General features: G+C 35.4%; 1 protein-coding gene. It reads left to right on the top strand.

The window, feature by feature from the left end; translation table 11 throughout:
* Positions 1 to 34 precede the first annotated feature (34 nt).
* Complete coding sequence (locus NMK29_RS02525; RefSeq protein ID WP_254097133.1) at positions 35 to 12,778, top strand: Calx-beta domain-containing protein; 12,744 nt, start codon at positions 35 to 37, stop codon at positions 12,776 to 12,778.
* Positions 12,779 to 13,196 lie beyond the last annotated feature (418 nt).

Here is a 13,196-nt window from a genome sequence, read left to right as displayed (position 1 = left end):
TACCGCAACAGCAGAAATACTTGATAATGATAGTATGGAACTGAGCATTGCAGGATTTACAATCACTGAAAATGAAGCTACACAAACAGCAAACTTTACGGTAACTAGTAATATACCAGCGGAAGAAAATATCATATTTACTCTTACTACATCTGATGCAACAGCAATTGATGGGGATGACTATACAGCACAAACTACACAGTCCTATACACTAATCGCTGGTCAAACAGCTATTAATTTACCTGTATCTATACTGGGAGATCTTATTGCTGAACCTACAGAAACATTTACTGGAACTATAGCTCTTACCAATGCTAATGCTCAACAAGTAGCTATTACAACAGATACCGCAACAGCAGAAATACTTGATAATGATAGTATGGAACTGAGCATTGCAGGATTTACAATCACTGAAAATGAAGCTACACAAACAACAAACTTTACGGTAACTAGTAATATACCAGCGGAAGAAAATATCATATTTACTCTTACTACATCTGATGCAACAGCAATTGATGGGGATGACTATACAGCACAAACTACACAGTCCTATACACTAATCGCTGGTCAAACAGCTATTAATTTACCTGTATCTATACTGGGAGATCTTATTGCTGAACCTACAGAAACATTTACTGGAACTATAGCTCTTACCAATGCTAATGCTCAACAAGTAGCCATTACAACAGATACCGCAACAGCAGAAATACTTGATAATGATAGTCTGGAACTGAGCATTGCAGGATTTACAATCACTGAAAATGAAGCTACACAAACAGCAAACTTTACGGTAACTAGTAATATACCAGCGGAAGAAAATATCATATTTACTCTTACTACATCTGATGCAACAGCAATTGATGGGGATGACTATACAGCACAAACTACACAATCCTATACACTAATCGCTGGTCAGACAGCTATTAATTTACCTGTATCTATACTGGGGGATCTTATAGCTGAACCTACAGAAACATTTACTGGAACTATAGCTCTTACCAATACTAATGCTCAACAAGTAACTATTACAACAGATACCGCAACAGCAGAAATACTTGATAATGATAGTCTGGAACTGAGCATTGCAGGATTTACAATCACTGAAAATGAAGCTACACAAACAGCAAACTTTACGGTAACTAGTAATATACCAGCGGAAGAAAATATCATATTTACTCTTACTACATCTGATGCAACAGCAATTGATGGGGATGACTATACAGCACAAACTACACAGTCCTATACACTAATCGCTGGTCAGACAGCTATTAATTTACCTGTATCTATACTGGGGGATCTTATAGCTGAACCTACAGAAACATTTACTGGAACTATAGCTCTTACCAATGCTAATGCTCAACAAGTAACCATTACAACAGATACCGCAACAGCAGAAATACTTGATAATGATACTGCTACTTTAAGTATCAATGATGTAAGTGTCAATGAAGATGATGGAACAGCTACTTTTACGGTTACACTAACAGGGAATGTACAGAACGACTTTACCATAGATTACAGTACTGCTGATAATACAGCAATCACAGGTGATGATTATACAACAATAGCCGCAACAACACTGACCTTTGGAGGAACTAATAACAATATACAAACCTTTAGTGTAACTATACTTGATAATAACATTGCGGAACCTACGGAAACCTATTTTGTGAATCTAAGCAATCTACAAACCAATGGACAAACAGGAATAACTATTACAGAGAACCAAGGAACAGGGGAAATACTTGATAATGATAGTCTGGAACTGAGCATTGCAGGATTTACAATCACTGAAAATGAAGCTACACAAACAGCAAACTTTACGGTAACTAGTAATATACCAGCGGAAGAAAATATCATATTTACTCTTACTACATCTGATGCAACAGCAATTGATGGGGATGACTATACAGCACAAACTACACAGTCCTATACACTAATCGCTGGTCAGACAGCTATTAATTTACCTGTATCCATACTGGGAGATCTTATTGCTGAACCTACAGAAACATTTACTGGAACTATAGCTCTTACCAATGCTAATGCTCAACAAGTAACTATTACAACAGATACCGCAACAGCAGAAATACTTGATAATGATAGTCTGGAACTGAGCGTTGCAGGATTTACAATCACTGAAAATGAAGCTACACAAACAGCAAACTTTACGGTAACTAGTAATATACCAGCGGAAGAAAATATCATATTTACTCTTACTACATCTGATGCAACAGCAATTGATGGGGATGACTATACAGCACAAACTACACAGTCCTATACACTAATCGCTGGTCAGACAGCTATTAATTTACCTGTATCTATACTGGGAGATCTTATTGCTGAACCTACAGAAACATTTACTGGAACTATAGCTCTTACCAATACTAATGCTCAACAAGTAGCTATTACAACAGATACCGCAACAGCAGAAATACTTGATAATGATACTGCTACTTTAAGTATCAATGATGTAAGTGTCAATGAAGATGATGGAACAGCTACTTTTACGGTTACGCTAACAGGGAATGTACAGAACGACTTTACCATAGATTACAGTACTGCTGATAATACAGCAATCACAGGTGATGATTATACAACAATAGCCGCAACAACACTGACCTTTGGAGGAACTAATAACAATATACAAACCTTTAGTGTAACTATACTTGATAATAACATTGCGGAACCTACGGAAACCTATTTTGTGAATCTAAGCAATCTACAAACCAATGGACAAACAGGAATAACTATTACAGAGAACCAAGGAACAGGGGAAATACTTGATAATGATAGTCTGGAACTGAGCATTGCAGGATTTACAGTCACTGAAAATGAAGCTACACAAACAGCAAACTTTACGGTAACTAGTAATATACCAGCGGAAGAAAATATCATATTTACTCTTACTACATCTGATGCAACAGCAATTGATGGGGATGACTATACAGCACAAACTACACAGTCCTATACACTAATCGCTGGTCAAACAGCTATTAATTTACCTGTATCTATACTGGGAGATCTTATTGCTGAACCTACAGAAACATTTACTGGAACTATAGCTCTTACCAATACTAATGCTCAACAAGTAACTATTACAACAGATACCGCAACAGCAGAAATACTTGATAATGATAGTCTGGAACTGAGCATTGCAGGATTTACAATCACTGAAAATGAAGCTACACAAACAGCAAACTTTACGGTAACTAGTAATATACCAGCGGAAGAAAATATCATATTTACTCTTACTACATCTGATGCAACAGCAATTGATGGGGATGACTATACAGCACAAACTACACAGTCCTATACACTAATCGCTGGTCAAACAGCTATTAATTTACCTGTATCTATACTGGGAGATCTTATTGCTGAACCTACAGAAACATTTACTGGAACTATAGCTCTTACCAATGCTAATGCTCAACAAGTAGCTATTACAACAGATACCGCAACAGCAGAAATACTTGATAATGATAGTATGGAACTGAGCATTGCAGGATTTACAATCACTGAAAATGAAGCTACACAAACAACAAACTTTACGGTAACTAGTAATATACCAGCGGAAGAAAATATCATATTTACTCTTACTACATCTGATGCAACAGCAATTGATGGGGATGACTATACAGCACAAACTACACAGTCCTATACACTAATCGCTGGTCAAACAGCTATTAATTTACCTGTATCTATACTGGGAGATCTTATTGCTGAACCTACAGAAACATTTACTGGAACTATAGCTCTTACCAATGCTAATGCTCAACAAGTAGCCATTACAACAGATACCGCAACAGCAGAAATACTTGATAATGATAGTCTGGAACTGAGCATTGCAGGATTTACAATCACTGAAAATGAAGCTACACAAACAGCAAACTTTACGGTAACTAGTAATATACCAGCGGAAGAAAATATCATATTTACTCTTACTACATCTGATGCAACAGCAATTGATGGGGATGACTATACAGCACAAACTACACAATCCTATACACTAATCGCTGGTCAGACAGCTATTAATTTACCTGTATCTATACTGGGAGATCTTATAGCTGAACCTACAGAAACATTTACTGGAACTATAGCTCTTACCAATACTAATGCTCAACAAGTAGCTATTATAACAGATACCGCAACAGCAGAAATACTTGATAATGATAGTCTGGAACTGAGCATTGCAGGATTTACAATCACTGAAAATGAAGCTACACAAACAGCAAACTTTACGGTAACTAGTAATATACCAGCGGAAGAAAATATCATATTTACTCTTACTACATCTGATGCAACAGCAATTGATGGGGATGACTATACAGCACAAACTACACAGTCCTATACACTAATCGCTGGTCAGACAGCTATTAATTTACCTGTATCTATACTGGGAGATCTTATTGCTGAACCTACAGAAACATTTACTGGAACTATAGCTCTTACCAATACTAATGCTCAACAAGTAACTATTACAACAGATACCGTAACAGCAGAAATACTTGATAATGATAGTCTGGAACTGAGCATTGCAGGATTTACAATCACTGAAAATGAAGCTACACAAACAGAAAACTTTACGGTAACTAGTAATATACCAGCGGAAGAAAATATCATATTTACTCTTACTACATCTGATGCAACAGCGATTGATGGGGATGACTATACAGCACAAACTACACAGTCCTATACACTAATCGCTGGTCAAACAGCTATTAATTTACCTGTATCTATACTGGGAGATCTTATAGCTGAACCTACAGAAACATTTACTGGAACTATAGCTCTTACCAATACTAATGCTCAACAAGTAGCTATTACAACAGATACCGCAACAGCAGAAATACTTGATAATGATAGTCTGGAACTGAGCATTGCAGGATTTACAATCACTGAAAATGAAGCTACACAAACAGCAAACTTTACGGTAACTAGTAATATACCAGCGGAAGAAAATATCATATTTACTCTTACTACATCTGATGCAACAGCGATTGATGGGGATGACTATACAGCACAAACTACACAGTCCTATACACTAATCGCTGGTCAAACAGCTATTAATTTACCTGTATCTATACTGGGAGATCTTATAGCTGAACCTACAGAAACATTTACTGGAACTATAGCTCTTACCAATGCTAATGCTCAACAAGTAGCCATTACAACAGATACCGCAACAGCAGAAATACTTGATAATGATAGTATGGAACTGAGCATTGCAGGATTTACAATCACTGAAAATGAAGCTACACAAACAGCAAACTTTACGGTAACTAGTAATATACCAGCGGAAGAAAATATCATATTTACTCTTACTACATCTGATGCAACAGCAATTGATGGGGATGACTATACAGCACAAACTACACAATCCTATACACTAATCGCTGGTCAGACAGCTATTAATTTACCTGTATCTATACTGGGGGATCTTATAGCTGAACCTACAGAAACATTTACTGGAACTATAGCTCTTACCAATACTAATGCTCAACAAGTAGCTATTATAACAGATACCGCAACAGCAGAAATACTTGATAATGATAGTCTGGAACTGAGCATTGCAGGATTTACAATCACTGAAAATGAAGCTACACAAACAGCAAACTTTACGGTAACTAGTAATATACCAGCGGAAGAAAATATCATATTTACTCTTACTACATCTGATGCAACAGCAATTGATGGGGATGACTATACAGCACAAACTACACAGTCCTATACACTAATCGCTGGTCAGACAGCTATTAATTTACCTGTATCTATACTGGGAGATCTTATAGCTGAACCTACAGAAACATTTACTGGAACTATAGCTCTTACCAATGCTAATGCTCAACAAGTAGCTATTACAACAGATACCGCAACAGCAGAAATACTTGATAATGATAGTATGGAACTGAGCATTGCAGGATTTACAATCACTGAAAATGAAGCTACACAAACAGCAAACTTTACGGTAACTAGTAATATACCAGCGGAAGAAAATATCATATTTACTCTTACTACATCTGATGCAACAGCAATTGATGGGGATGACTATACAGCACAAACTACACAGTCCTATACACTAATCGCTGGTCAAACAGCTATTAATTTACCTGTATCTATACTGGGAGATCTTATTGCTGAACCTACAGAAACATTTACTGGAACTATAGCTCTTACCAATACTAATGCTCAACAAGTAACTATTACAACAGATACCGCAACAGCAGAAATACTTGATAATGATAGTATGGAACTGAGCATTGCAGGATTTACAATCACTGAAAATGAAGCTACACAAACAGCAAACTTTACGGTAACTAGTAATATACCAGCGGAAGAAAATATCATATTTACTCTTACTACATCTGATGCAACAGCAATTGATGGGGATGACTATACAGCACAAACTACACAGTCCTATACACTAATCGCTGGTCAAACAGCTATTAATTTACCTGTATCTATACTGGGAGATCTTATTGCTGAACCTACAGAAACATTTACTGGAACTATAGCTCTTACCAATGCTAATGCTCAACAAGTAGCTATTACAACAGATACCGCAACAGCAGAAATACTTGATAATGATAGTATGGAACTGAGCATTGCAGGATTTACAATCACTGAAAATGAAGCTACACAAACAACAAACTTTACGGTAACTAGTAATATACCAGCGGAAGAAAATATCATATTTACTCTTACTACATCTGATGCAACAGCAATTGATGGGGATGACTATACAGCACAAACTACACAGTCCTATACACTAATCGCTGGTCAAACAGCTATTAATTTACCTGTATCTATACTGGGAGATCTTATTGCTGAACCTACAGAAACATTTACTGGAACTATAGCTCTTACCAATGCTAATGCTCAACAAGTAGCCATTACAACAGATACCGCAACAGCAGAAATACTTGATAATGATAGTCTGGAACTGAGCATTGCAGGATTTACAATCACTGAAAATGAAGCTACACAAACAGCAAACTTTACGGTAACTAGTAATATACCAGCGGAAGAAAATATCATATTTACTCTTACTACATCTGATGCAACAGCAATTGATGGGGATGACTATACAGCACAAACTACACAATCCTATACACTAATCGCTGGTCAGACAGCTATTAATTTACCTGTATCTATACTGGGGGATCTTATAGCTGAACCTACAGAAACATTTACTGGAACTATAGCTCTTACCAATACTAATGCTCAACAAGTAACTATTACAACAGATACCGCAACAGCAGAAATACTTGATAATGATAGTCTGGAACTGAGCATTGCAGGATTTACAATCACTGAAAATGAAGCTACACAAACAGCAAACTTTACGGTAACTAGTAATATACCAGCGGAAGAAAATATCATATTTACTCTTACTACATCTGATGCAACAGCAATTGATGGGGATGACTATACAGCACAAACTACACAGTCCTATACACTAATCGCTGGTCAGACAGCTATTAATTTACCTGTATCTATACTGGGGGATCTTATAGCTGAACCTACAGAAACATTTACTGGAACTATAGCTCTTACCAATACTAATGCTCAACAAGTAGCTATTACAACAGATACCGCAACAGCAGAAATACTTGATAATGATAGTCTGGAACTGAGCATTGCAGGATTTACAATCACTGAAAATGAAGCTACACAAACAGCAAACTTTACGGTAACTAGTAATATACCAGCGGAAGAAAATATCATATTTACTCTTACTACATCTGATGCAACAGCGATTGATGGGGATGACTATACAGCACAAACTACACAGTCCTATACACTAATCGCTGGTCAAACAGCTATTAATTTACCTGTATCTATACTGGGAGATCTTATTGCTGAACCTACAGAAACATTTACTGGAACTATAGCTCTTACCAATGCTAATGCTCAACAAGTAGCCATTACAACAGATACCGCAACAGCAGAAATACTTGATAATGATAGTCTGGAACTGAGCATTGCAGGATTTACAATCACTGAAAATGAAGCTACACAAACAGCAAACTTTACGGTAACTAGTAATATACCAGCGGAAGAAAATATCATATTTACTCTTACTACATCTGATGCAACAGCAATTGATGGGGATGACTATACAGCACAAACTACACAATCCTATACACTAATCGCTGGTCAGACAGCTATTAATTTACCTGTATCTATACTGGGAGATCTTATAGCTGAACCTACAGAAACATTTACTGGAACTATAGCTCTTACCAATACTAATGCTCAACAAGTAGCTATTATAACAGATACCGCAACAGCAGAAATACTTGATAATGATAGTCTGGAACTGAGCATTGCAGGATTTACAATCACTGAAAATGAAGCTACACAAACAGCAAACTTTACGGTAACTAGTAATATACCAGCGGAAGAAAATATCATATTTACTCTTACTACATCTGATGCAACAGCAATTGATGGGGATGACTATACAGCACAAACTACACAGTCCTATACACTAATCGCTGGTCAGACAGCTATTAATTTACCTGTATCTATACTGGGAGATCTTATTGCTGAACCTACAGAAACATTTACTGGAACTATAGCTCTTACCAATACTAATGCTCAACAAGTAACTATTACAACAGATACCGTAACAGCAGAAATACTTGATAATGATAGTCTGGAACTGAGCATTGCAGGATTTACAGTCACTGAAAATGAAGCTACACAAACAGCAAACTTTACGGTAACTAGTAATATACCAGCGGAAGAAAATATCATATTTACTCTTACTACATCTGATGCAACAGCAATTGATGGGGATGACTATACAGCACAAACTACACAGTCCTATACACTAATCGCTGGTCAAACAGCTATTAATTTACCTGTATCTATACTGGGAGATCTTATTGCTGAACCTACAGAAACATTTACTGGAACTATAGCTCTTACCAATACTAATGCTCAACAAGTAACTATTACAACAGATACCGCAACAGCAGAAATACTTGATAATGATAGTCTGGAACTGAGCATTGCAGGATTTACAATCACTGAAAATGAAGCTACACAAACAGCAAACTTTACGGTAACTAGTAATATACCAGCGGAAGAAAATATCATATTTACTCTTACTACATCTGATGCAACAGCAATTGATGGGGATGACTATACAGCACAAACTACACAGTCCTATACACTAATCGCTGGTCAAACAGCTATTAATTTACCTGTATCTATACTGGGAGATCTTATTGCTGAACCTACAGAAACATTTACTGGAACTATAGCTCTTACCAATGCTAATGCTCAACAAGTAGCTATTACAACAGATACCGCAACAGCAGAAATACTTGATAATGATAGTATGGAACTGAGCATTGCAGGATTTACAATCACTGAAAATGAAGCTACACAAACAACAAACTTTACGGTAACTAGTAATATACCAGCGGAAGAAAATATCATATTTACTCTTACTACATCTGATGCAACAGCAATTGATGGGGATGACTATACAGCACAAACTACACAGTCCTATACACTAATCGCTGGTCAAACAGCTATTAATTTACCTGTATCTATACTGGGAGATCTTATTGCTGAACCTACAGAAACATTTACTGGAACTATAGCTCTTACCAATACTAATGCTCAACAAGTAACTATTACAACAGATACCGTAACAGCAGAAATACTTGATAATGATAGTCTGGAACTGAGCATTGCAGGATTTACAATCACTGAAAATGAAGCTACACAAACAGAAAACTTTACGGTAACTAGTAATATACCAGCGGAAGAAAATATCATATTTACTCTTACTACATCTGATGCAACAGCGATTGATGGGGATGACTATACAGCACAAACTACACAGTCCTATACACTAATCGCTGGTCAAACAGCTATTAATTTACCTGTATCTATACTGGGAGATCTTATAGCTGAACCTACAGAAACATTTACTGGAACTATAGCTCTTACCAATACTAATGCTCAACAAGTAGCTATTACAACAGATACCGCAACAGCAGAAATACTTGATAATGATACTGTTACTTTAAGTATCAATGATGTAAGTGTCAATGAAGATGATGGAACAGCTACTTTTACGGTTACACTAACAGGGAATGTACAGAACGACTTTACCATAGATTACAGTACTGCTGATAATACAGCAATCACAGGTGATGATTATACAACAATAGCCGCAACAACACTGACCTTTGGAGGAACTAATAACAATATACAAACCTTTAGTGTAACTATACTTGATAATAACATTGCGGAACCTACGGAAACCTATTTTGTGAATCTAAGCAATCTACAAACCAATGGACAAACAGGAATAACTATTACAGAGAACCAAGGAACAGCAGAAATACTTGATAATGATAGTCTGGAACTGAGCATTGCAGGATTTACAATCACTGAAAATGAAGCTACACAAACAGAAAACTTTACGGTAACTAGTAATATACCAGCGGAAGAAAATATCATATTTATTCTTACTACATCTGATGCAACAGCAATTGATGGGGATGACTATACAGCACAAACTACACAGTCCTATACACTAATCGCTGGTCAGACAGCTATTAATTTACCTGTATCTATACTGGGAGATCTTATCGTAGAACCTACAGAAACATTTACTGGAACTATAGCTCTTACCAATGCTAATGCACAACAAGTAGCTATTACAACAGATACCGCAACCGCAGAAATACTTGATAATGACGGGTCAATTGTCAGTATTGTAGGGACAGCACAAGCCTCTGAACCAAATACTAACGGATTATTTACAGTAAATTTGAGTAACCCTGTCTCAATTCCAACAATTATTAACTACAATATCACTGGAACAGCAATAGAAAACTTGGATTATACAGCTTTAAGTGGAAGTTTAACCATTCCTACCGGAAATACTTCTGGAACAATTGAAGTACCTATACTAGATGATTTGATTTTAGAAGAAGAAGAAACAATAATTATTACCATTACACAAACTAATAATTCTGTAATTATAGGAACAGAAAGTGAAGCATTTATAACAATATCTGATAATGACAATTCTGAAGTAAATATCGTATCAACAACGCAAGCATCAGAACCTAATACAGATGGAATATTTACATTAAATTTAAGTAATCCTGTATCTATAGCGACAACTATAAGTTATGCTGTATCTGGAACAGCTAATCCAGATGAAGATTACACGGCTTTAAACGGAAGCATAATTATTCCTGCAGGAGATATTTCAGGAATTATTGATATATCTGTAATAGATGATCTAGATGTAGAAGGAATAGAAACTGTAATTATATCATTAACAGAAACAGATAATGACGTAACAATAGCAGAAAACAAAAACTCTACTACTGTTAGTATAAATGATAATGATTTAGCCGAAGTAAACATCTTAGCTCTTACCAATGCCAGTGAACCTTCCACAACGGGTGAGTTTGAAATAATACTAGATAAACCTGTTGGCATCGATACTTCTATTAGCTATAGTGTCCAGGGAATTGCAACTGCTGATTTAGATTATGTTCAATTAAATGGAGTTATAATTATTCCAGCAAATACTACGTCTGTTATCATTCCTATAGAAGTTATTGACGATGATATTGTGGAGTTTAATGGAGAAACCTTAAGTATCGCATTAGAAACTGTAGAAAATGTATTAGTTATTGGACCTCAAAGTCAAGCAATAATAATCATTGAAGATGATGAAATACCAAATCCTGTAATAGAGCTTATAAAAACAGCTAATTTACAGGGGAATGGAGAACTGGGTGATATCATCACATATACCTTTGTTATTAATAATATTGGTAATGTTCCATTAGACTTTATTGAGATCAATGATCCTTTATTAGATATATCGCCAATTCCAATCGAAGGAATACTTTTAGAAGAGGAGGAAATATCAATTTCGATAGATTATCAAATTACACAAGCCGATATTGATGTAGGTAATGTTACAAATACTGCATATATATTTGCAGTAGATAGTGTTTTAAATACAACTATAGATGACATATCTGATAATGGTATTGAGGAAGATGGTGATGACAATCCAACAATAGTGGAATTATCGCAAATAGAAAGTATCGCTCTTATTAAAACCTCAAGATTTAATGATGAAAACAATGATGGAATCTCACAAATAGGAGAAACTATTACTTACGAGTTTACAGTAACAAATACAGGAAATGTAACCTTATTTGACATAACTATAGAAGATGATTTACCTGGTTTAATTCTTACCGGAGAATCAATTACGTTAGAACCCGGAGAATCTGATAACGAAAACTTTTTTGGAACATACACAATTACGGTAGAAGATATATCAAATCAAAAAGTAACGAATCAAGCTACAGTATTCGGCACTACTAATCTTGGCCTTATTGTACAAGACTTATCTGATAACTTAGATAATTTTGGAGATAACCCTACAGAAACTCTACTTAGTGGTTGCGAAATTAAAATATACAACGCTGTAACACCCGATGAAAACGGATCTAATGATTCTTTTATTATAGAAGGTATAGAATGTTATCCAAATAATAAAGTTGAAATTTTTAATAGGTGGGGACGAATTGTATATGAGACTAAACAATATGACAATATAAATAATGTATTTAGAGGCTTCTCTGAGGTTAATGGAACTATTGGAGGCTCTGATGGACTTCCAACAGGAACTTATTTTTATATCATAAATTATACTGATTTTCAGGGTCAAACCAGAATGTTATCTGGATATTTATATATAACTGGCAAATGGTAATATTATATTTTGAATTATCGTACGCAAAAAGATGATATTTTTAAATATGGGTCTAAAACAAATTAATATTTACAGTATATGGTAGTAGATTATATTATGAATGCATACGTAAATGAAATCTAGCCTAGTACTAGAATAATAAAAATCTATGACTTAGTTCAAACTGAATCTATAATATATCTAAAGTTGAGTTTGCATATTAATTGCCCCAGAGTCTTATCTCACCTCCTAAAATACTGACACTTATCTATAAGGACTGATTAATATTTATTAGTCGAAATTTTAAACCCCTTTTTTATCATAAAAACATCGTTGTTAAATACATAGTCTAATTCGTATTTTAAGTTATATGTTAACTTAAGCCAACACATTTCCTAGTAATATTTATTTTCAAGAACTATTGTATTTATTACATCAA

Source organism: Aquimarina sp. Aq107 (assembly GCF_943733665.1).
Lineage (GTDB): Bacteria > Bacteroidota > Bacteroidia > Flavobacteriales > Flavobacteriaceae > Aquimarina.
This window is presented reverse-complemented; position numbering and strand designations above follow the sequence as displayed.